23 protein-coding genes are annotated in these 23,120 nt (G+C 41.8%); 8 read left to right on the forward strand and 15 right to left on the reverse strand.

Annotated features, from left to right (window positions below; all coding sequences use genetic code 11):
- The 3 genes from Q7P97_RS10530 to Q7P97_RS10540 form a co-directional block, all read right to left on the reverse strand.
- The coding region (locus tag Q7P97_RS10530) for an acyl-CoA dehydrogenase FadE (protein WP_483315742.1) at nt 1–1,078 on the reverse strand (1,078 nt) is incomplete at its 3' end.
- A 33-nt stretch (nt 1,079–1,111) separates the two neighbouring features.
- On the reverse strand, nt 1,112–2,287 hold the full coding sequence (locus tag Q7P97_RS10535) for an acetyl-CoA C-acetyltransferase (RefSeq protein ID WP_303969152.1): 1,176 nt from the start codon (nt 2,285–2,287) through the stop codon (nt 1,112–1,114).
- A 27-nt stretch (nt 2,288–2,314) separates the two neighbouring features.
- Nucleotides 2,315–4,699, reverse strand: coding sequence for a 3-hydroxyacyl-CoA dehydrogenase/enoyl-CoA hydratase family protein (locus tag Q7P97_RS10540; RefSeq protein ID WP_303969153.1), 2,385 nt, complete (start codon nt 4,697–4,699; stop codon nt 2,315–2,317).
- Nucleotides 4,700–4,907: 208 nt separating this feature from the next.
- On the opposite strand from Q7P97_RS10540, the gene Q7P97_RS10545 reads away from it, so the two are divergent.
- Together Q7P97_RS10545 and Q7P97_RS10550 are read left to right on the forward strand one after the other, a co-directional pair.
- Nucleotides 4,908–5,228: a thioredoxin family protein gene (locus Q7P97_RS10545; protein ID WP_303969154.1), complete on the forward strand. Its 321-nt coding sequence runs from the start codon at nt 4,908–4,910 to the stop codon at nt 5,226–5,228.
- 260 nt (nt 5,229–5,488) lie between these two features.
- The gene (locus Q7P97_RS10550) at nt 5,489–6,004 is read left to right on the forward strand and encodes a C39 family peptidase (RefSeq protein WP_303969155.1); all 516 of its coding nucleotides are present in this window, start codon (nt 5,489–5,491) and stop codon (nt 6,002–6,004) included.
- On the opposite strand, the gene Q7P97_RS10555 is transcribed toward Q7P97_RS10550, so the two are convergent.
- Entirely contained in the window at nt 5,993–6,880 is an 888-nt protein-coding gene (locus tag Q7P97_RS10555) for a 5'-3' exonuclease (protein ID WP_303969156.1), read from the reverse strand. The genes Q7P97_RS10550 and Q7P97_RS10555 overlap by 12 nt on opposite strands.
- Before the next feature lie 116 nt (nt 6,881–6,996).
- On the opposite strand from Q7P97_RS10555, the gene Q7P97_RS10560 reads away from it, so the two are divergent.
- Both Q7P97_RS10560 and Q7P97_RS10565 read left to right on the forward strand, forming a co-directional pair.
- On the forward strand, nt 6,997–7,509 hold the full coding sequence (locus Q7P97_RS10560; protein ID WP_303969157.1) for a hypothetical protein: 513 nt from the start codon (nt 6,997–6,999) through the stop codon (nt 7,507–7,509).
- Nucleotides 7,510–7,536: 27 nt separating this feature from the next.
- The gene (locus Q7P97_RS10565) at nt 7,537–8,163 is read left to right on the forward strand and encodes a hypothetical protein (protein ID WP_303969158.1); all 627 of its coding nucleotides are present in this window, start codon (nt 7,537–7,539) and stop codon (nt 8,161–8,163) included.
- A 61-nt stretch (nt 8,164–8,224) separates the two neighbouring features.
- On the opposite strand, the gene Q7P97_RS10570 is transcribed toward Q7P97_RS10565, so the two are convergent.
- The 4 genes from Q7P97_RS10570 to Q7P97_RS10585 all read right to left on the reverse strand — a co-directional run bounded on the left by Q7P97_RS10570 (nt 8,225) and on the right by Q7P97_RS10585 (nt 11,696).
- A complete protein-coding gene (locus tag Q7P97_RS10570) occupies nt 8,225–8,911 on the reverse strand; it encodes a DNA alkylation repair protein (protein ID WP_303969159.1) in 687 nt (228 codons plus the stop codon).
- An 18-nt stretch (nt 8,912–8,929) separates the two neighbouring features.
- Nucleotides 8,930–9,346, reverse strand: coding sequence for a CotY/CotZ family spore coat protein (locus tag Q7P97_RS10575; RefSeq protein ID WP_303969160.1), 417 nt, complete (start codon nt 9,344–9,346; stop codon nt 8,930–8,932).
- A 97-nt stretch (nt 9,347–9,443) separates the two neighbouring features.
- Nucleotides 9,444–10,466, reverse strand: coding sequence for a YheC/YheD family endospore coat-associated protein (locus tag Q7P97_RS10580; RefSeq protein WP_303969161.1), 1,023 nt, complete (start codon nt 10,464–10,466; stop codon nt 9,444–9,446).
- 6 nt (nt 10,467–10,472) lie between these two features.
- Nucleotides 10,473–11,696 (reverse strand): ATP-grasp domain-containing protein, encoded by a 1,224-nt coding sequence (locus Q7P97_RS10585; protein ID WP_303969162.1) that lies wholly within the window; start codon nt 11,694–11,696, stop codon nt 10,473–10,475.
- Nucleotides 11,697–12,010: 314 nt separating this feature from the next.
- Between Q7P97_RS10585 and Q7P97_RS10590 the strand changes: the two genes are divergently transcribed.
- The 3 genes from Q7P97_RS10590 (at nt 12,011) to Q7P97_RS10600 (ending at nt 15,703) form a co-directional block, all read left to right on the forward strand.
- Nucleotides 12,011–13,411 (forward strand): FAD-binding oxidoreductase, encoded by a 1,401-nt coding sequence (locus tag Q7P97_RS10590; protein ID WP_303969163.1) that lies wholly within the window; start codon nt 12,011–12,013, stop codon nt 13,409–13,411.
- Nucleotides 13,408–14,382: a bile acid:sodium symporter family protein gene (locus Q7P97_RS10595; RefSeq protein WP_303969164.1), complete on the forward strand. Its 975-nt coding sequence runs from the start codon at nt 13,408–13,410 to the stop codon at nt 14,380–14,382. Before Q7P97_RS10590 ends, Q7P97_RS10595 begins: the two co-directional genes overlap by 4 nt.
- A 184-nt stretch (nt 14,383–14,566) precedes the next feature.
- Entirely contained in the window at nt 14,567–15,703 is a 1,137-nt protein-coding gene (locus Q7P97_RS10600) for a CapA family protein (protein ID WP_303969165.1), read from the forward strand.
- A 74-nt stretch (nt 15,704–15,777) separates the two neighbouring features.
- Here Q7P97_RS10600 and Q7P97_RS10605 read toward each other — a convergent pair whose 3' ends face one another.
- Both Q7P97_RS10605 and Q7P97_RS10610 read right to left on the reverse strand, forming a co-directional pair.
- Nucleotides 15,778–16,350 (reverse strand): SCO family protein, encoded by a 573-nt coding sequence (locus tag Q7P97_RS10605; RefSeq protein ID WP_303969166.1) that lies wholly within the window; start codon nt 16,348–16,350, stop codon nt 15,778–15,780.
- A 463-nt stretch (nt 16,351–16,813) separates the two neighbouring features.
- Nucleotides 16,814–17,293 carry an OsmC family protein gene (locus Q7P97_RS10610; RefSeq protein ID WP_303969167.1) on the reverse strand — a complete coding sequence of 160 codons (480 nt, stop codon included), beginning with the start codon at nt 17,291–17,293 and terminating at the stop codon, nt 16,814–16,816.
- A gap of 252 nt (nt 17,294–17,545) precedes the next feature.
- Here Q7P97_RS10610 and Q7P97_RS10615 point away from each other — a divergent pair, with 252 nt between their 5' ends.
- Nucleotides 17,546–17,965: a hypothetical protein gene (locus Q7P97_RS10615; RefSeq protein WP_303969168.1), complete on the forward strand. Its 420-nt coding sequence runs from the start codon at nt 17,546–17,548 to the stop codon at nt 17,963–17,965.
- A 322-nt stretch (nt 17,966–18,287) separates the two neighbouring features.
- On the opposite strand, the gene Q7P97_RS10620 is transcribed toward Q7P97_RS10615, so the two are convergent.
- From Q7P97_RS10620 to Q7P97_RS10640, 5 genes are all read right to left on the reverse strand, one after another.
- Entirely contained in the window at nt 18,288–19,208 is a 921-nt protein-coding gene (locus Q7P97_RS10620; protein WP_303969169.1) for an HNH endonuclease, read from the reverse strand.
- Nucleotides 19,209–19,372: 164 nt separating this feature from the next.
- Nucleotides 19,373–19,765, reverse strand: coding sequence for a hypothetical protein (locus Q7P97_RS10625; RefSeq protein ID WP_303969170.1), 393 nt, complete (start codon nt 19,763–19,765; stop codon nt 19,373–19,375).
- A gap of 456 nt (nt 19,766–20,221) precedes the next feature.
- Nucleotides 20,222–21,298 (reverse strand): S26 family signal peptidase, encoded by a 1,077-nt coding sequence (locus Q7P97_RS10630; RefSeq protein ID WP_303969171.1) that lies wholly within the window; start codon nt 21,296–21,298, stop codon nt 20,222–20,224.
- The gene (locus Q7P97_RS10635; protein ID WP_303969172.1) at nt 21,291–21,791 is read right to left on the reverse strand and encodes a sigma-70 family RNA polymerase sigma factor; all 501 of its coding nucleotides are present in this window, start codon (nt 21,789–21,791) and stop codon (nt 21,291–21,293) included. The genes Q7P97_RS10630 and Q7P97_RS10635 overlap by 8 nt, the downstream gene beginning before the upstream one ends.
- Nucleotides 21,792–21,810: 19 nt before the next feature.
- Nucleotides 21,811–23,100 (reverse strand): polysaccharide deacetylase family protein, encoded by a 1,290-nt coding sequence (locus tag Q7P97_RS10640; RefSeq protein ID WP_303969173.1) that lies wholly within the window; start codon nt 23,098–23,100, stop codon nt 21,811–21,813.
- Nucleotides 23,101–23,120: the final 20 nt, after the last annotated feature.

Raw genomic sequence — 23,120 nt, forward strand, 5'->3', positions numbered from 1 at the left:
CGTATTCAGCAATGGAAGCTGCTACTTTTGCGCCGTCTTTTTGCTCTTCAGGGCTCATCGCCGCGTTACGCTCTTCGAAGTATCCAACTGTACGATAGATCAAGCTTTCTGTTGCATACAACATAGAAGCCATCGTACCAAATTTTTCTTTCGTTAAGTTGAATGAAGAAATCGGTGTGTCGAACTGCTTGCGCTGATTCGCATATTTGATAGCCAATTCAAGTGCACGCTTCGATCCGCCGATTGTACCTACTCCAAGTTTGTACCGACCGATGTTTAGAATGTTGAACGCGATAATGTGTCCGCGGCCAATTTCACCTAATAAGTTTTCTACAGGTACTTCTGCATCTTCGAGGATCAATGTACGTGTTGAAGATGATTTGATACCCATTTTCTTCTCTTCCGGGCCTACTGAAACGCCTGGATATTCTTTTTCCACGATAAACGCTGTGAACTTGTCGCCATCTACTTTTGCGTAAACTACGAATACATCAGCAAATGCAGAGTTTGTGATCCACTGTTTTTCACCGTTCAGTACATAGTGTGTACCTGCAGCGTTTAATTTAGCAGTCGTCTTCGCGCCTAATGCGTCTGATCCTGAGCTTGGCTCTGTCAATGCATAAGCGGAGATTTTTGAACCACTTGCGGAGTTCGGCAAGTATTTCATTTTTTGCTCATGGTTACCGAATAGAACGATGGGTAGTGTACCGATTCCCACGTGCGCTCCATGAGTGATCGAGAATCCGCCAGCTACCGAAAGTTTCTCCGCAATCAATGCAGATGAAATCTTATCTAGTCCTAGACCTTCATACTCCTCTGGAATATCTGCTGCTAGAAGACCTAGATCTCCAGCTTTCTTTAGCAATGTGACAGAGTTTTCAAATTCATGGTTTTCTAGCTTTTCAATCAACGGTGTTACGTCGTTTTTTACGTACTCCTCCGTTGTTTTGGCAATCATCTTTTGCTCATCTGTGAAGTCTTCTGGTGTAAATACGCGACTTGCGTCCATATCCTCAGTTAAAAATGCTCCACCTTTTACGAATTCAGTCATAGTAGTTCCCTCCATAGCTTTAGTCATATAATTTCCCCCTATTGTTTGTCTGTTTAATTTTTATAGAACTTCGAACACTCCAGCTGCTCCCATTCCGCCACCGATACACATCGTGACGACACCGTACTTTTTGCCTTGGCGTTTCAATTCATTAATTAATTTCAACGTCAAAATAGTTCCTGTTGCGCCTAGTGGATGACCTGATGAAATCGCGCCACCATTGACGTTCACTTTATCTGTATCGAGTCCTAGTTCGCGAATAACTGCGAGCGATTGAGAGGCAAATGCTTCATTGAGCTCGAAAAGATCGATGTCTTCAATAGATAAACCTGCAAGCTTCAAAGCTTTTGGCACAGCTACAATCGGTCCAATCCCCATTACTTCTGGTGGAACGCCGCCTACTGCGAATGAAAGGAATTTTGCCATTGGCTTCAAGCCGCGCTGTTCAGCAACTTCTCGATCCATTAATAAGACCATTCCTGCACCGTCAGATGTTTGTGACGCGTTACCAGCTGTTACGGAACCTTTCGCTGCGAAAGCCGGACGTAATTTCCCCAGTACTTCTGTCGTTGTGCCAGGACGCACACCTTCATCCATTTCGAATAAAACCGTTTTTTCCTGATACTTGCCGTCTGCATCAACAAAACGCTTCGTTACTTCAACGGGTACAATCTCATCGACAAATTTATCTTCTTTGATTGCCGCTTCCGTACGTTTATGTGATTCAACTGCGAACGCGTCCTGATCTTCACGTGAGATACCATACTTTTGCGCCACTTGCTCCGCTGTATGTCCCATTCCCATATAATATTCAGGCGCTTCTTCTGCTAATTTAAAGTTTGGACGAATCGTGTTTCCCATCATCGGAACCATACTCATCGATTCAACGCCACCTGCTAAGACAGCTTCCGAATGGCCGAGCATGATCCGCTCTGCCGCATAAGCGATCGACTGTAAGCCAGATGAACAAAATCGGTTGACCGTTACGGCTGGTGTCGTATCCGGTAACCCGGCCAATGCGCCAATATTACGCGCTACGTTCATTCCTTGTTCCGCTTCGGGCATGGCACAACCGATAATTAAATCATCAATCGGTCCATCATAATTCCCTGCACGCTTCAATGTTTCCTTTATAGTCAACGCCCCAAGATCATCCGGACGGACAGTTGCCAAAGAACCTCTTCCTGCTTTTCCAATCGGTGTTCGAGCACCGGCTACAATTACTGCTTCGCGCATTCTGTTTCCTCCTTTAACTATCTCTCATCAGTTACGTAACGGCTTACCCTTGACCAGCATATGCTGCATACGCTGCTGTGATTTCGGTTCTGCTACTAAACTTAAAAATGCTTCGCGTTCTAAATCTAGTAAGTACTGCTCATCAACACGTGTACCGTACGGAATTTTTCCGCCTGCTAGCACGTACGCGAGTTTCTTCGCAATCTTCAAATCATGTTCGCTAATGAATCCAGAACCGTACATACCTTCAGCTGCTAGCAATAATGTCGCATAGCCCGAATCGCCTGTTACGGGAACTTTCGCTCGCTTTGGTGCAACGTAGCCTGCTTCAAATAAAGCTAGTGCCGCTTGCTTCGCATCATAAATCTGGTGATCCGGATTGACACTTATGCCATCTGCAAAGTCGAGGAAGTTATTCTCTCTTGCTTCGTCAGCCGATGTTGAAACTTTCGCCATCGCGATCGACTCGAATACTTTATTCGCAATATGTTGATAATCAGTAGGTACACCGTTCGGTAAACCTTTCAGATGCTTCTGATACAAGTTGACGTTTCCGCCACCTCCAGGAATCAAGCCTACCCCTACTTCAACAAGTCCCATATACGTTTCCATAGATGCCTGAATATGTGCAGCTGGAAGACAAACTTCTGCCCCGCCACCTAGCGTCATCTGGAATGGTGCCGCAACAACTGGCTTGCCACTATATTTGATCTTCAACATCGCGTTCTGGAATGAACGGATGACAAAGTCGAGTTCAAAGATATTATCATCTTGTGCTTCCATTAAAATCATGCCTAAGTTTGCGCCGACACAGAAGTTTTTCCCTTGATTCCCGATCACAAGCCCTTTGAAGTTCTTCTCCACTTCATCTACCGCGAAGTTGATCATCTGAATGATGTCTAGACCGATAGCATTTGATTGTGAATGGAATTCTAGTAAAGCTACGCCATCGCCAAGATCGATCAAGCTTGCTCCAGAGTTCTTCTTGATCACACCGTGCTTCTTCTTATACTGCTTCAAGTTGATAGCTTTCTCATTTACTTGCACAGCCTGATAGTCCGAGCCGTCGAAGTAGTACGTGTCGCCATCCTCTTCTTTATAGAAAGTTTCATAGCCTTTATCGAGCAATGACTGAACGAATTCAGGGATTTCCTTGCCTTCTTCTTTTAGCATATCAACAGACTTTTTCACACCGATTGCATCCCAAATTTCAAACGGTCCTTGCGTCCAGCCGAAGCCCCATTTCATTGCGTTGTCGATCGAAACGATATCGTCTGCAATTTCTCCATGAAGTTGTGCGGCATATAGCATCGTCGGTGTTAATGTATTCCACAAAATTTCGCCTGCACGATCTTTTGCATACAGCAATGTTTTCACTTTGTTAGCTAGTCCTTTTTGCTGTTTTGCCATTTCGATTGAAGGCGCTTTCATTTTCTGTGTAGGAATATATTCCAACGTCTTCATATCGAGTTCAAGAATATCTCGGCCTTCTTTAACGTAGAAGCCTTGTTTCGCCTTCGCACCGATCCAGCCATTATCAATCATTTTCGTAACGACGTCTGGCAGTTCGAAGATTTTTTGCTCTTCACCTGTCGTTTGATCATAGACGTTTTTCGCAACGTGCATATACGTGTCTAGTCCCACTACATCCAATGTACGGAATGTTGCGGATTTCGGACGGCCGATCAATGTACCTGTAATCGAATCGATTTCTCCGATTGTATAACCGCGTTCTAGCATTTCATGCAATGTCACTTGTAGACCATACGTACCAATTCGGTTGGCGATAAAGTTTGGTGTATCTTTCGCAATAACGACTCCCTTACCTAAACGATCCTCACCGAACACTGTCATGAACTCTACAACTTCAGGTGATGTGGTTTTTGTAGGAATAATCTCAAGCAATTTCAAGTATCTTGGAGGATTGAAGAAGTGTGTGCCAAGGAAGTGTTTCTGGAAATCTTCCGAACGCCCTTCTGTCATCGCTTCAATACTAATACCCGATGTATTGGATGAAATGATGGTGCCCGGCTTTCGCACATGTTCAATCTTTTCATATAAACTCTTTTTAATTTCAAGGTTTTCAACGACGACTTCAATGATCCAATCTACGTCTTTCAATTGATCCAAATGATCCTCGAAGTTTCCTGGTGTAAGTAATGCCAAGCTTTTCTTCGTTGTCAGAGGTGCCGGCTTTTGTTTTTGTAATTTCTCCAATGCTGTAGCCGCAAACTTATTACGGAACTTTGGATCGTCATACGTTAATCCTTTTGCCTCGTCATCTGCACCTAATTTCGGTGGTACGATATCTAATAAAAGTACGGGAATGCCAATATTCGCTAAGTGTGCTGCAATGCCAGAACCCATAACTCCAGATCCTAAAACTGCCGCTTTTCTAATTTGATAAGTCACGTGCAATCCTCCCCTTATGTTCTTTGAATGAACACTCATTCATTTATAGCGTAAAAAAAATACGCATTGCCTATAATTGCTAGTATAAATCATTTGAAACTATTTCGCAATATTTATTTCATATTTAATCTGACTTTTTAAAATAAGCACTTTAATTCCCAATGCCTTAGAATCATTGTACACTATTCATTGAATGGAGGCGATAAAAATGAAAGAAATTAAAACAGCAAGTGAGTTTGAAGAAATCATTGCGAGTGACCAACCAGTACTAGTGAAGTTCGAAGCAGGCTGGTGCCCTGACTGTAAACGTATGGATATGTTCATCGATCCAATCGTTGAAAAATACGATACATACACATGGTATGAAGCGGATCGCGACGTTATTCCTGAAATTGCCGAAAAGTATGAAGTCATGGGAATTCCAAGCTTGTTAGTCTTCAAAGATGGCGAGAAGCATGCACACTTGCATAGTGCGTTTGCAAAGTCACCTGAACAAGTTATGGCGTTCTTAGATGAAGTAAAGATCTAAAGATGGTATTGAAAATGCTGAGAGCCACTAGGTTCTCAGCATTTGTTTTATTGAGGTGGTTAGAGCGGTTGTGTAGCTTGTATGAGCGTTTGCCCCGCTGCATAGAGCGCTTAGCACACTTTATTGAGCGTATGACTGACCTGATAGAGCACTCAGCGAGCTACATTGAGCGGATAACGGGTTTCATTGAGCGCTTAAGCGGCAAGTATGCGTGTCATCCCTTTTCAACCCACACCCTATCCAAAAAGGAGGCGTTCAGCATGTCAAAATACATAGAAGTGAAAGGCAAATCACAATACGATTACGACATTGAACCACGCTACCGTCCATCGGCTTGCGGGCCTGTTACAGCGTATGTATTGTTGCGCCATTTCTTTCCTACCGAACAAACTCCTTCTATTAATGAGCTGTATCGAACATTAGGTAGTACGAAGATTGGTTTGCCTACTTGGCGGTTTGTTGGCAGGCTGGACCAAATGCTCGGCTCGCAATGGAATGTGAAAGTTTGTACTGTACAGCAGGCAATTGAACAGATCGATGAAGACCGTCCTGTTGCGTTGAAATTTGATAAATGGTTCAAATTCAAATGGCGTAGTCGTTTTTCATTCAATTACCACTGGGTCGTGATGGTTGGCTATGAATATGTAGACAATCAACTGCATGTACTCGTTCATGATCACGGTGGCAGAAATTGCGCGAGCCGTGTACGCTCCATTCCTTATGAGCCGAATAAAAAGATTTTGACGTTTGTTAAGATCGAACCGTTAAAACGGTGAAATCGGTAGGCCTTGTTTTGCAATCATAGAATAGCCCTGTTCTTCCATTACTTTGGCGGTTTCTAACGTGAACTCGGGAATGATCAATTCTTCTAGCGGATCATCCAGCTTGATTTCACAATGAATCGTTGCGAGATCTCTTGAAATCATCAACATCTCTTCTTCTGCGTTTAGCTTCTTTTGCAAGCCTGCCGTTAAGTTTTCTCTCGCTGCGAGCACGCCATCGACCGAACCATACTCCTGTATGAGCTTCAATGCCGTTTTCGGTCCAATCCCCTTCACTCCCGGATATCCGTCGCTCGAATCTCCAGTAAATGCTTTCATATCAATGAATTGCTTCGGCGTAATGCCATACTCTTCTATAAAACGAGCTTCCGTGTATTCATCATACTGCGTGAAGCCTTTTTTCGTTAGCGCAATCGACACATCCGGCTTCAACAGCTGGAGTAAATCTTTATCCCCCGATACTACAGTCAATTTGGCTTCGTCTTTCCACGTTTCAACTAGCGAACCAATTAGATCATCCGCTTCCATGTTCTTAATTCCATAACTCTTCCATCCTAGCGTTTCTGATACTTCACGTGCCATATCAAACTGTGGAATTAATTCGGGTGCAGGTGCTGGGCGATGCGCTTTATAGTCTGCGAATAATTCATTACGAAATGTTTTCGATCCCATATCCCAGCACACTGCCAAATGTGTCGGTTGGAAAATCGAGATGGCGCTCATCGTGTGACGTGCAAATCCTTGTACCCCATTCGTCGGTACATCCTTTGCATTGCGGAAAAACTGACCACTATATGCCGTCGCAAAAAACGAACGGAACAAGAGCGCCATTCCGTCTACTACTAAAATATGCGGTTTATTTTCATTCATTATAGTCCACTTCCTTCACCTATAGTTTAGCACAGCTGTCGAACGAAGAGAGAATAAGGTCAAATGATTATCAAGTTGCATATGATACAACGAATAGAAAAAGGAGGCGTAATGAGTTGAATCCACAAGATGAATTTATGTGGTATCCACAATACACAGATCCATATTGGCAAGGTGCTGGTCCACAAAGCTTCTCTACGGCGCAATCATTTTCCCCTTGGCAACCTTGGTTTTCAGGATCACAAGGTTTTCCAGGTATGCAGTGGTTCCCAGGTATGCCAGGATTCCCGGGATCATCTGGTTTTCCGCAGCAACCCAATTTCCCTGGACAGCAACCCGGTAGACCAGGAGGCAATCAAGGTGGGCAGGCAGCCGCTCCTACTACTCCGCCACCGAATCAAGTACCAAGCTACCCGGAATTCCAAACATTTGCGGTAGACCCAGGTGCCATTGCAGGTTGCTTGTATCGCTTTACGTATGTATGGACATCTCGACGCAATGGATTCTGGTTCTACCCAACATTCGTCGGCAGACAATCCGTGGCAGGTTTTCAATGGAATGCGCGAAGATTCCGCTGGGAGTATATCGGTATTGACTTACAACGTATCGATCAGTTTCGTTGTGTCTGAAACAAGTAGAAATGAAGGAGTGATAGTTTGAGTCAGCAGAATGAAGGTATGTGGTATCCGAAGTTGCCTGATGGTTATCCAGGGCGACAGCAAGAGACGCATCAACAGCATCAACCGCAACATGGTCAATATCAACAACACGGGTGGCAAGGTGGAAATACACCTGGTTATCCGCCACCCAATCAACAGAATCCTCAATGGCCACCTGGTTATCCAGGACAGCAGCCAGGATATCCTGGGCAACATCACGGGCATACACAACCGCCAGGATATCCCGGTTACCCTCAACACCCTTCATATCCAGGGTATCCTAGTCAACCAGGACATCATCAACAGCACTATCCTGGACAGCAACCAGGTCATCAGCATGGACAGCAAGGTGGTCAACCACAACAAAGTGCACCGACTTTTGCTCCGCCAAGCCAAACACCGAGTTATCCCGATGCCCATTTACGCGCAGTTGACCCAGGTGGAATAGCGGGATGCTTGTACCGTTACACGTATGTATGGACTTCGCGGCATAATGGATTCTGGTACTATCCAACATTTGTGGGCAGAACTTCAATTGCTGGCTACCGATGGGATCCACGCCATTACCGCTGGGAGTATTATGGATTAGACTTACAGAAAATCGATTCGTTTAGATGTACATGACATGAAATTTGAACAGATATAACATCTCAACAAAAAACCTGACGATTCGTCAGGTTTTTTGTCATTTCCTTTTCATACCACGAATGATCTCCTTCACGTCTGCCTCTACCCGTGTCGATTCCGTGATTTTCTGCAATGCTTTATTATACGTAAACAAATCCAATGAGTGATCCCCTGTTAAATACTTCATCGTCTGATCAGGCAACTTCACAAAACAAATAGATAGCGCCCATGCAACCGCCATTTTCGCATAGTATCCCTCATGTTGTACATCATCTAGTAAATCAAGAACTCTGTCGATATAGTTAGGTTCAATATAATAATCAAGCAACATAACTATACCGAAGCGAAGTTCATACTCCTTGTTTGAAATCAGATACGGTTGAAGGAATGACCATACAGGTTGTTGATTTTGCTTGGTGAATTTTAACCCTGTACAAAAACTGTCGCAAACAGACCAGTTATCCATTTTGGGTACAAATGTCTCTATATACGTCAAAAGCTCCTCTACATCCGCTTTTGCATATCCAATGACTAAACCTTGTAACATCACTTCTTCAAAGTACTCATCATTCGCAGTTTGCAAATATGTTCGCCAGTCGCCTTTTGCAATCTCCTTTGCGAGTTTACGGAGGTCCGGCATGCGCACTCCGAGTACATTATCGATATTCGGTATTAGCGCGGATATAAACTTCTGATAGCTAGCCTCTTGTAGTTCAAAAATTTGTTTTCTGATCGTGTCTTGCATAAAGTATCACCTTTTACGTTATTTTTTCGGTTCAATAATAGGTAGTGGTTTATTGACTAGTTTAGGAGGTAGGGGTGTAATGGTGCAAAAGCAATTGATATTGACTATGATACAGCTTTTTGTCTTCTTGAGGGAGTAAAGTTCTTCGCAGTCTTCCACTGGATTTCCTTCCATATCGACTGGCTCTAGTAAGGTCAGAGTCGCGCAACATGTATCCATATCGATTTTTTCCAATCTGAAATATGGAGTCTTTATACATTGATAGTGAGCGCTGAATGGTTTTTGTAATGTACAGTCATGCAGTGTAAAGGGGATTGTATCGTAGACAGGTAGTGAACAGACAAATTGTAATCCAGGGCCGAATTTCTCGATCATCTCTTGTTCTTCCAGTAATTTTTTCATTGCTAGACAAATTACACTAGGTTCATTCATCATTTTCCTTCCCTTCATATATACGTATCTCTTATATATATGCCTTAGTAGAATAACTGGTTAGGTTTGGTCAAGCATGAATGGATAATCATTTAAAACCTTATGAAGATGATGCATTTTTCTTGGCAACATACATGGCATAAGGAATATGGTTCTTTGCTATAGTGAATATGAAATCTACACATCCCGGTCTCCAATTCACTTCGAAGATCCATAGTTTATTATTTTCATCGATACCTATATCAATACCCAGCTCATCGAATTCCACGTCATAAGTACTTTCGAATTCAATCGTGAAATGCTCAGCAAATTCCTCTAAAGTTTTTTTCATATTCATCCACTCATCGTCAAATTCTCTTTGTAAAAATGTTTTTAACTCTCCCTTACTACCGCCGCGTGAGATGTTGCTAGTCACTCGATCCATCGTACCTATCCTAGGGAAAATGATGGGAATTATCCATTTACCCTCTCTGTCCTTTTGAACATGCAGTCTTAAATCATACGGATTCCCATCTTTTGTTCGGCATAAAATATATGGCTGAACCAAATAGTCTTCCTCACTGATTAAGTCTTGAAGTTCGGAAATAAGTTGTTTTCGATTCGTAGTTGTCTTTTCTGTATCGACTACTTTCTGAAACTGCTCTCCATCTTGCTCTATAAACCAAACCCCCTTCCCTTGACTGCCGGATACTGGTTTGATAATCACTTTTTTATATTTCGTCAAAGCCTCCAATACATCTTTCGGTTGATCCACCCGAATAGAAGGGATCAAATACTTTTCAAATCCTGCCATTTTACTAATTCTCTTATAGACACTCATTTTATTACCAACCGGTTGTGAAGTGAAAGGAATCATTTCACTTAATTTATCGTAGACGGCAGTATCTTCATCGGTTTTCATCCAGTATGAATTGAAAATGACATCCGGGAACAACAATTCTTTTTGAATCCATTCGCCCTGTTCATAAACATAGCCTGAAATTACGTTTGTCGTGAAATTAACATCACGTGGTGAAAAGTAGTAAAAATTTATTCCTTCCATTTTAGCAACAGCTGCCCAGGCGAAAGCTCTATCTACTTTGCTTGGGTGTTTATTTGAATGCAACATTCCTACTGTAATCATCTGCGCTCACTCCTCATTCTTTTCTATATAGAACTTGATATTCTTCGCTGCTTGCAAGGCATTTTGTTTCGCTTTTGAAGCTGAATCGCCTGAAGCGATGACGTAACCATATCGATTTCCCATCGAAGTGGGTGGAGTCATGAACGTTCCTTTACGTGGCTTCACGTAAACTTCACGCACACCTTCATGCATCATTGCATTGTTTTTTCCTGTCACTTTCAATAATGTACCGTAAGCATTCACGGTAATATAATGTGTATAAATATAATTTTCGTGCCTTCTCTTCAAATTCATTTCTTCCCCAATAAAAAGCTTCAATGTCTCTTCCATTAAATTAATTCCATATGCCTCTTCTATCATGCGATTCATAGCACCACCCGAAATTCTTGGGTTCAATTCAATCAACTTCCAGGTATCTTTGACATATCGTAGTTCTAGGTGACAGGCTACGTTTTTCGCACCTAAATCCTCACAAATAGATTCTATTGTTTTGAAAAGCTTATCGTATAAACTTTTCTCCAGTGATAATTGAAAATCATAACCGGTAATGATGAACTTCACGTCTTTTTGAATGTCTTGTTTAATCACTGCAACTAGGTGGTGCACGCCGTCAACCACTACAAGTTCAACTAAATATTGAGGTCCATCCAAATATTCTTCAACGACAATTTGCTGGTGAGGGTAGACATTCAACATATTCTTCATGACACGCATCATTTCTTTTTGATTTTCAACGAGATATACGTCTCTGGATGCTTTGGAAAGTGGCGACTTGATGATGAGGGGAAATACTTCCTGTTCGATGATGAAATGCTCCATATTTGCCGATGTTTCATAAATCATAAACTTAGGTGTTGCATCGTTTGTAGCTAATGCCGTTCTAGTTAATACTTTGTCCTCCATTTTTAGATAGGCATCAGCGGATATTTTCGAATGACAAAATTCATTCGCTAAATGGGCAGTCATCGAAACAAATGGATCTACGAAACTGAACATTCCTTTCAACTTCATTCCGGACTTCTGTAGTGAATGAATCTGTTGACGAATCACTACTTCCGTTAGGCTGTCAACATGAATCATATGTGTAACTTCGGGGAACTCTTCCCTTTGCTCGAGATACTTACTATTTTCAGTTAGCAAGACCGTTACATAGCCTATCCTTTTCGCGGCCTTTATAGCCTCTCTGCTCGAACCACTCTTCGTGGTTTCCACAAACAAAATAACCTCCATTTCACACTCTCCTTCGTCAAAGCCTGTTATTCATTTGTATGTGTTAATGAAAATACAAACAAAACAGTCACTTATTTTGGCGTTCTTTTATTCATATGAAAGAATACAGCTAGTCGGATAGGCCTTCGAACATGCGCAAATATAGTTTTTGCATCTGTGAAACATTGAATATAAAAAGAATAATAAGGAAACTTCCATTGAATTGTTCAGATTAGCAAGTATAATAGTATAATGTTCGTTAGAATAGTTATAAAATTCTAATCAATGGAACTACTTTCAACAAAATGAATTCAACATTTAAGGAGAGAACAACTATGACAACAACTACTGAGAATATCGTCCAAGCCCTGAAAGAGGTATTAACCGATGAACAAGTGACGATCAATGAAACTGTGCGCGAGCTTCATGGTAAAGATGAGTCTTACCATACGATGAAACTTCCGGATATTGTGGCGTTCCCTTCGTGTACTGAAGACGTCAGCAACATCATGCGCGTCTCAAAAGAACTGAACGTTGCGGTCATTCCATTCGGACTTGGCTCAAGTCTAGAAGGTAGTGTCATTCCAGATAACGGTGGGATCACAATAGACTTTTCAAACATGAACGCGATTCTAGATGTGCGCGCAGAAGATTTCCTCGTTACTGTACAACCAGGCGTTACGCGTACCCAATTAAATAAAGAACTAAAGAAACATGGGTTATTCTTCTCTGTCGATCCAGGAGCAGACGCGACACTTGGTGGAATGGCTGCAACGAATGCTAGCGGTACGACTTCTGTCAAATACGGCGTCATGCGCGATCAAGTACGTGATCTTGAAGTCGTTATGGCTGACGGAACTGTTATACATACTGGTAATAAAGCAGCTAAATCTGCGTCGGGTCTCCACTTGAACGGATTATTCGTCGGCTCTGAAGGGACTCTGGGCTGCTTCACTGAGCTGACATTGCGCGTCTATGGTATTCCTGAATTCACAACGGCAGCCCGCGCATCCTTCCCTTCTGTAAAAGATGCGGTAGAAGCTGTAGTATCTATTCTGCAAGCTGGTATTCCGATCGCGCGCGTGGAATTGGTCGACGAACCATCGATGCGTCAAGTAAATATTTTCAGTGAAACGAATTATAGAGAACAGCCAACACTCTTCCTAGAATTCCACGGCAATGAAGCAGGACTTCAACAAGACGTCGAGTTCACGAAAGAAATTGTGGCGGATCATCACTGTGAAAATATTGAATTTGAAACGGACAACGCCGAACGCCATCGATTATGGGAAGCTCGACACAACTTGGCGTATGCTTTCATTCACGGCAACCCGGGCAAGAAGCTAATGGTGACAGACGTCTGCTTGCCTATTTCAGAATTAGCAGATGCAGTCAATCATGCGCGTGAAGTCGTTGAATCATTGAATATGCCAGCCGGAATTGTTGGCCACGTTGGTGACGGTAACTTCCACGTACTATTGATGATGGACGTCAACGATCCAGCTGAAATCGCCAAAGCGGATGAGTTGAATGAAAAAATTGTTCTGTATGCACTCGAGCGTGGCGGTACATGTACAGGAGAGCATGGCGTAGGAATCGGCAAACAGAAATACCAGCAACAAGAACATGGCGCTGCACTTCTAGTCATGCAAAAAATCAAACAAGCTCTCGATCCGGATCATTTACTCAATCCAAATAAAATCTTCCACCTTGATTTAGAGGTGACGAAGCCATGAAAGCACTCGAAGCCATTAGTTCTATAGCAGGAAAGTTCTTTGCATTTTGGGTCATCATTGTTGCGATTATTGCATTCATGTTCCCCAGTCCATTTCTTGGATTAGGTGCCTATATTACGATTTTACTAGGCGTCGTCATGTTTGGAATGGGACTGACGTTACGCGCTGTGGACTTCAAAATCATTTTGACTAATCCGCTACCCGTGATCATCGGGGTTGCCGCACAATTTGTGGTTATGCCATTGGTTGCTTTCGGTTTAGCCTATTTATTGAAGTTGCCACCTGAATTAGCCGCCGGTCTTGTATTACTTGGATCTGTTCCAGGCGGTACCGCTTCAAACGTTATGGTCTATCTAGCAAAAGGAAATCTTGCGTTATCTGTGGCGATGACGTCCCTTTCCACATTATTGGCACCACTCGTCACACCGCTATTGTTATTATTGTTAGCAGGTCAATGGCTTCCGGTAGATGCGGTGTCGATGTTTAAGTCGATCGTACAAGTGATTATCATTCCAATCGTTCTAGGGTTACTCATTCAACGATTCTTCCCTGGAGCCGTTGCGAAAAGTGTATCCGTCGTACCGATTATTTCAGTTGTTGCCATCCTTATCATTGTCGCTGCGGTTACTTCCGCGAATGCAGGCAATGTAGCGAGTTCAGGTTTCATCGTATTTATCGCGGTGTTCTTGCATAACGGCATCGGATTACTACTCGGCTATCTAATCGCGCTTGGACTCGGATTAAATGAAAACGACAGACGCGCTATCTCACTTGAAGTCGGGATGCAAAACTCGGGGCTTGGCGTAGCACTCGCTACCGCTCACTTCGGGCCACTCGCAGCCCTCCCAAGTGTTTGGGGTGCCATCTGGCATAATATCTCTGGCCCGATTCTAGCAACCATTTGGTCAAAAAAACCGACTGGCGATACCCAACAAGATCAAGTAATTAACCAAGTGAAAGTACATTCATAAAAAAAAGAAACCGCCAGACCTCGATCTTTTTGTCGAAGGCTGGCGGTTTCTTTAACATAATGGTAAAAAATATAATGTTTTTATTACAATTCCATTTTTTGATTGTTTACTAATCTACTAATGTGCTATCGTTAACTTTGGAAAACTACAGAGAAATAGCGATTATAGATTTGGAGAGATTAACTTGACGAGGAAATGGCTTGTGGCTTCATTGGTCTTTGTCTGGACCATTGGCGGCGTTATTTTATGGAATGATTGGAATAGTAGAGAGTATGGACTAACTTCAGAAAAGAAAAGTACAGTGACAAGTACGGAAAAAAAGGACACGACTGAAAAAGTAACGGAAGTGAAAGCAGAACAAAAGGTGGAAGAAACAATTAGTAATACAGCTACGATTGGAATGATCGGGGATGTGCTTTTACATAATCCCATCTATACATATCCGAACTTTGATTTTGCATTCGAAGCAATAAAAGATAAAACGGCAAGTATTGATTTTCTATTAGCGAATCAGGAATCTATGCCAGGTGGTGCCGAACTTGGATTGTCTACGTATCCAAAATTTAATAGCCCCAAACACATACTTCCGGCTTTGCAAAACATTGGTGTCGATATGGTTACCTTCGCGAACAACCATACATTCGATAAAGGAGAAATCGGTGTACGAAAGTCCATCGAGCATGCAAATGAATATGGGCTTCAGTATGTTGGCGCCTATGAATCATTTAAAGATCGCAAGACGCAACGGATTGTCGAAGTCAACGGCATCAAAATTGGAGTACTTGCCTATACGTATGGCACAAATGTGGAGCTAGACTTGCATGACAAAGAGTACTTGGTCAACTACATCGACCGTGAACGGATGGAAAATGAAATCAAACAAATGAAACCCATGGTAGACGTTACAATCGTATCGTTGCATTGGGGGCCTGAATATCATCTCGAAACATCTGAAGATCAAGCCGAGCTCGCACAATTCGTTTCAGATGCGGGTGCAGATGTACTATTTGGACATCACCCACACGTCTTGCAGCGCTATGGAGAAGTGGATAATACGAAGGTATTCTTCTCACTTGGCAACTTCTATTCCGCTCAACCATTCGACTATACGAACTTTGGCGGAATCGCTAAGCTAACGGTGACAAAAGAACAAACTGGCGATGACAAAACGGTAACTATCGAAGATCCACGATTTTTCCCAACTGGCGTCATTCGAGATCAAGATAGACGTTTCAAAGTGGTTCCGCTGAGTACAGCCAACCCAACAATTACATATAATGATGAATGGGTTGAAAACCATGTAGGCGTGCCAAAATGGTAACCTCCCCGAACACTCAAAAGCCTTTCTAATCTCCGGATTAGAAAGGCTTTTTCAACTAGTTACATCTTTTCGACTTACGCGCCGAGTACCGTCTTGACGTCTTCTATTAACAATTCATTCTCAGTCGCTGTCAGCCCATCGTATCTTTTCACAATCTCACCGTCAGGGTTTACTAAATAAAAGTAATAGCTATGGGCGCGTTGATCTAGCGCTCCCTTTTCCAATATAGAAAGGAAAGTATTTTTTGAAATGTCTTGGATCGTTTCAAAATCATAGCCTGTCAAAAAACTCATCGTACTCAGATCTGCTCCAAAGTCCGCAGCATACTTCCTCAGCACTTCCGGTGTATCATAATCAGGATCTATACCGAATGATACAATTTGAGGTTGCAGACCCTCTTCTTTTAATTTTTCTTGAACATCGACCATATTCGCTGTTGTTCTTGGGCATACTGTAATGCAGTTCGTATAGGAGAAATACGCAATCCACCAGTCCCCTTTTAAATCATCCAACCCAAGAGGTTTTTCATCTTGTGTAGTAAATGTAAAATCAGGTATTTTTTCAGACATATTTGTTTCGATTTTCTTATTACATGCGCTCAGAAATAAAATGGTCGCGCATAAAAGAATAGCTACTTTAATTTTCATGAAGATCCTCCCACTTTTGGTCTATCCCAATAAAGAAAGTAAGTATACCACATTCGACATCTAATTATAATTGCAGTTTACTCATTGTCTTACCCCGGTCTAGAAATGATTGTATCATCATTTCCTTGTTCAATGTGAATGAGCTATTTTTGTTGAAACTATTCTATGAGCCAAATGTAGTGTTATTTATTAGTTATATCAAAAAAATAGCGGATCCAGAACTAACAAAAGCAGGATAAAACGTAGTCATATTAGAACGAGGTAAAAACAAATAGCATGAAGTCTTCATCGGAACGAAAGATGAATTACGCCACTCTAAAAGATATGAGCAGAAGGCGGCAATGTTGCAGCTGCATCACTTGAGAAAAATGCTTGATTTGAATGAAAAAACACGCCATCTATTCGTCTAAAAAGACAAATGATGGCGTATTTTTATACCTATTTATAACCTGGCTCTAGACAATCACTTAATATGCAACGTAACGTCTTCTTTCAAACTAGAAAGAATCGGAGAACGTTCAATCGCAATAGCTGCAATCTCTGCCAGATGTCCTTTATTCGTAGCAGACTGTGCCGATAAGACGATCATTGGTTTCGTAATTCCGCTATTTCCACTTTGAATTCCTAAAAATGGTGCTTTATCACATACTCCACTGAAGACAATCTCCGCTCGATCCACAATGACACCTTGATTATGTGCTTCTAAATGGAATGTAACACCAAAACTCGTAGTTGCCGCAGCGATCAATAACTCAATCGGCATCACTTGCTTTTCTCCAGGCTTCGCAAATCCTCCCAAATCAATTTCGTGCAGATCTTTCGTTTCAAGCGATATCATTTCACCAACTACATAATGACACGTCCCCTGCCATTCACTAATGGCGAGTGACGGATCTTGCTCTATCAATCGTTTAATTTCAGTCATGATTTTAGTTGTACTCATATTATGGCCTCCTGGTAATCTAAGTTGTATTTAGTGTATATGCAAATCAGGAAAGTCTAATCTATTCTGGCTGTATTGCCCCCTAGTGTAGGTTGCCCAGCGTGTTGTAGATGAAGTAATTCCTTACGTGTTAAAAAGTTCATACTACTCATCTCCTTCACCATAATCATTTACCAAATCTCTTCAATTCGTGGAACTCCTATCCATCCTAATCGTATATATATTATAATAAAAAATCAAAGAGGTGATGGGATGAAAAAGAAAGTTGTTATAGGGTCCTTTCTAGTGTTGCTGATCCTACTAGTTTTCGCCTCGACTTTCTTACATAGGGCGACTGAAGATTCGATTCTTGCCAAGCGAATTGAAGAACAAGCCAACGGTGGTGTGATGAAAATCCCATTGAGTACATTAACAAATTTCGACTGGGATCAAGCCATGGTCTTCGGTCCATATACTTCGAGAGAAATGATTGAGGACAGTTTGAATATTACAGTCAAAGGCAGTATACAAAATATTGATTTTAGAGATGATCTATTCTTGCTTGTTTTTGCTAATGGCAAGTATGCGGTTAAAACTGTTGAACTACCTAGAAAAACTTTTGATTTTACCAACAATAATTTTATACTAACGCCGACCTATGACGGGTTAAACGTCGATCGTTATTTGCAATAAAATGAACGCAATTACAAACGGTATGCTAAAGTTTCAAGAAAAGCATCGCCCTCGTTGCACACTATATAGAGAATAAATCCAAAAGGGATAGTGCGTGTGGAAATCTTTTGTCCACACGCACTTTTTCTTTTCTTTGTAGTTTTCTTAAATGCTTAGGTTATTGCTAGGTGCAAAACTCTCCCATGGAACGGAGCAAATTAGTCTACTACATGGACTGTTTTGCTCTCTTCGTACAATCTATTTGAGCAAAATATAAAACGAAAAAACCCTTTTTTGCTCTATATAGAGTGAAGAAAGTAAATGGGATACTGAATAAACGATTTTATTTTTTGAGAATATGCTTCTTATGCCATTTAAAATAATATTTATTTTCTTCCATACGTACAATTTTCACTTTTGAATGTATCGCATACTTCTCATAATCTTCTTCTGGAATCTGCGAAGAAATATGGATCTTTCCCTGACCATCGAATGCAATGAAACCTCCATCATATAACGCTGCGTGATTATAGCATAGTAATAAGCCATTATACCGATTTAATCTTTCCGCTTCAGTGCTATCTTTCCAAGGCTTGGAATGACTAGCTTTCAACAAATCGGCTAGCTTAATTTCACAAATCGCACATGTACCATTCCATTGATCCATCAATTCATTTCTAAACTTCTGTTTGCCTAGCCGCACTTTCGTTTTAGCTTCCGATTCCGTTTCAGTCAACATAGGGATGAACGTATTATGTTCGGTTCTTTTCACAATCCCAATAGCAAATTCCAACTGTTCGTCATCTTCCACAAAAATATTCAACTCACCAATCAGTTCCACTAACTTAATCAATAATTCTTCATTACACGGATATAAATAGCCTTGGTTTCCATTTGAATCTTTTTGGAATGGCGAATATTTCATCGGCAGGTAAGGTTCGATATGAGTAAAATGATCACGAATGTTTAACGGAACTTCTAACTCATGATACTCTAAGTGAACTAGATATCCTTCTTCTTTGTCTTCTAGGTGCGTCCTCATACTCGAAGGCTTTTCTGCGATCACATAGTCAGATGTAGCCACACTTATTGCGACAATATCCCCCTTTACATAATGCAGTATCCGATCCCCTGCACGCACTTCCCTTACGCGCTCCCACGAATGCTGCTCTTGTCCAATACGATCTTTTCGGGGTGTCCAAATGATTCCTACTTCTCGTTCTTCGTGATATGTACGTCCTTGCATAACGATGAAACTTTGCATCAATGAGAACTCCTTTCTGAACCGATTTCGTATACTAGTACTCTTATCATATCTGGTACGGTTAAAAAGTGCATTCTTTGCAAACGAAAAACTGCAGACCACTCTACTTAGAGGTTTGTCTGCAGTTTGATTGTTTTGTATTCAGTTATCGTATGAAGGAAGTTTTACTTCTCAAACATACTCTCAATCAATTCTTCCATATCCTCCGCGGCGTGCAGTTCCTTCGACTGGAGGGCATCCAGTTCACCGTTCTCCATCGCTTCCACGCTGAACTTCTTCGTCTTTTCTTCTACACAGTTGACGAATATTGTATAGGCTTCTTTTAGTTCATTGCCTTCCGTCTCAAATGCGTTCGGAACTTCCAATGCATTCATATCAGCGAGGATCTGCTTGAACTCTTCTACTTTAACTAACCATTGTTCTTGCATCCCTGGAATATCGAGTTCTTGTTTAGAAATAAATTCTTCAGAAATACCTTCGTATTCTTCTGACGCTATAATCAAGCGTTCATGTAATCCAATGATTTTCTGTAAGTAATCTTTTCTGCTGAGTGCCATAGTATCATCTCCTTGTATGAGTATACCTGTTTAGTATTTCATCATACATCTTCCAATGCAAACGGGAGGGTTCGGGCACTTCTTTCTTACTTCTTGAAATTGAAGTTCTTGTCTTTTTCATCAACTATAACGAGTACTTGATCCATCACATAGTTTCAATTTCTAGTATGTCTGTAATACTTATATCACGCTATTTAAACGATTATGTATACACACCAGACCGGTTCTATATAGCGAGCGGTTGGTTGACGGCTTATGCAAAACAAGTGCCGGTCTGGTATGTTTTCTATTTCTTGCTTCGATAGTGCATCCCATTGTTCTTGCTCATGTTACATATAATGAAAACCAGGCTGGCTCTATAAGCGAGCGGTTGGTTGACGGCTAGTGCTGAACAGGTGCCAACCTGGTTTCTTTGAGGCTATATTTGGCATCACCTCCTTTAAAGTCCTTAACAGATCAGTTTTTCACAATCCACTGCCCGGAGCTAGCGTCTCTTCCCATAGAGAACGCTTGCTCCACGACTCCTTCGCGTCCGTATTGATAACGTATTTCCACTCTGTCTTCATTGATTGGAATGGCTCTACGATAAGCAGCCTCGAGGAATAGTTCCCCGATCCTGCTCGATTCTGCGAATACCGATGACTCAGGTAGTTTATTCAAACCGGTGAGCTGATCGTATAAATACAAATCGAAGTACTCTTCGGCTGTATAATCACTCTTCATTTGATCAGTCAGATAATCGATGTAGATTGATTCGGTTCTTTCTTCCGTTGCGACGCCAATTAATTTACCGTAAATTTTATGCACTGGCGTGACGGTCGCTCCTTGAACCGTACCCTTTGCCGGGAAGTGGTTCAGCAGCAAATATTCCCGTGCGTTTAACAACTGATCGTATCCGCCAGCAATCTTGACGTTTTGTTCTTTATAGCGATCCATCAGCTCAGACGATAACTTGTTGCCGTTAATGTTCAGCTTACCGTCTTGCAAAACAACACGATCTCCAGGTACCGCCACAATTTCATAATAAACACCTGTATACGTCGGCAAGTGACTATTCGTATTCGTAAAGGTTTTCACTATATCACCCGGTTCATAGACCGTAGCATCGTATAGATCCGCCTTGCGTTCTAGAACTGGATGATATGTGTCCGTACTAAATTGCAGTGAAAAAGATTCATCATCGACGTATAATAGACCGTCCACTTCCTTCGCCTCAGGCAACGAAGAGAATTCCTCGTAATCAATGGTCGATAGTTGGTCCTTCTTTTGCAGGGCAGAAATCAACGCCATATCGTCAAGTGGATCATACGGTGTTCCCGGTCCTTGATCAGATGAGATTTGATTGTCTGGCATCAAGTTGAACACAAGCAACAAGGCGACAACGGGTAATGCCGCTGTGACGAGCAATGCTTGCCAAGAAAACTGTCTCTTTCGTGAAGGTTGGAGGTCGTCGTGCACGCGCTGTTTGATTCGACGTTCCTGTTCTGTTGTATCGCCCATCATTTGGTCGAGTTTTCGTTTAAAATCATTCAAAGTCGTCCACCTCCTCATCTTCAAAAAATCCCTTCAATTGCAATTTTGCTCTACGTAATCGAGTCTTGACCGTGTTTTCATTGAGCCCTAGAAATAATGCGATTTCCGTAATCGATTGCTCGTCATAATAATATAAAAGTAGAGGCTCGCGATATTTCAGCGGCAGTTGGAATAAGTGCTTTTCAAGTGAAGCGAGCTGCTCTCGCTCAATGATTTGTTCTTCCGAGCTTTTGGTTGATACGAAAATCGTTTCAAATACGACATCTTTTTTATGCTTCCAGGAGCGCAAATAATCTTTTGCACGATTCGCCGTCATTTTCGTCAAATACGTTTTAAGAGAGGCTTCATTGCGAAATTGGTCGCTCTTCTGGAAATACGTGACGAAGACTTCCTGCACGACATCTTCAGCAGTTGACCAGTTTTTCACGTATAAATAAGCGATTCTTACTAAATAACGCGAATGCTCATTCATTATTTGATCCATTTCATTCATTTGGGTTAGTCACTCTCTTCTATGGCCATCTCATGTCTCCGTCAACATATGTTGCAAAATCCTTAAACGACCTTTTTTCTGTCATGCCAAATCGATTCACTTCATAATTGGAACGATCCATATTGGCATATCCTTCTACTGTTGTATAGCCGATTAGCAATCCTACTTCTTTAGCAGCCGCGATAAATTCATCATTATATTGGCCATATGGATACGCGATCGAAACAGCTGATGGTACATGGTGCAAATTCAGCTTCAAATCTTCGATAATTTCCTCTTCCGAATGTTCGAAAACTAAACCCGCTCCGCTTTCTATCCCAAGCTCATGCAATGCGCATGTGTGGGCTTCAAACTGGAAGACATCTGTCATCTCTTTCAGATCTTCTGCATCAAGATACTTCAACAACCCACCCCCGTCAAATGCGGGTGCCCCTTTTCCTCTATCCAAACGAGAAGAAATGATGTGGTGAGGTGAAGTAAAACCGTGCTGCTTTAAGACGGGATACGCATATTTCTTCGAAGATAATAATCCATCGTCAAATGTAATAATCAAAGCTTTTTCGGGTACGACTAATCGACCTTCAAGATAATCATACAACTCTTGTGAAGTCAGCGTCGTAAATTGTTCATTGGCTAAATACGCCATTTGCTCTTCAAATTTTTCAAGTGAGATCGTACTCATTTCTGTTTTCATTAGTTTGCGTGGCAGTACTTGGTGATACAGTAGTACCGGCAAGCCTTCATCCATTTCTGCCGATGACTTATGAATATAGCCCGCACGTTCACCGACTTTGATAATATACCAATCGTTTTCTTCCTGCACAACTGGATAGCGATAACCTTCCCTCAATTGCATGAGGATACCACTTTCACGATTTGCTTCCGAATAGACCGGTGTTTCTTCTGCTGTTTTTACTGCACCGAGACGTTCTGTATGTAACGGTGCTTTGATCACGTTCTTTTCTACCTTTGCCTGCCCTTTACGAATGAAAGCGGGCATCTTGCCTACTCGAATCTCGTAATATTCCTCATCTTCACCAATGATCGCAACCGCTTGATCTGCTTGCAGTTCACCAATTCGGACAAGATTCTCTTGCTTCATATAAATTGGTTGGTTGTGTGTAAGTGTGACTACCTGTTCAAATTCTCTCTCTGTAATGAACGGTTTGCTTTGTATAGTTTCCGCAAATGCCGTGGCTGGCTGCTCATGGAACAGTGGCACTTCATTCAAATTCCACTTGGCTCCTTCTCCCATTATAAATAAGAGTAAGCTCGCAAGTAACAACACACAGCTATATATTTTCTTCATGTGAATCCCCCTATTATCAT

The organism is Sporosarcina ureae, assembly GCF_029267015.1.
Classification (GTDB): domain Bacteria; phylum Bacillota; class Bacilli; order Bacillales_A; family Planococcaceae; genus Sporosarcina; species Sporosarcina ureae_D.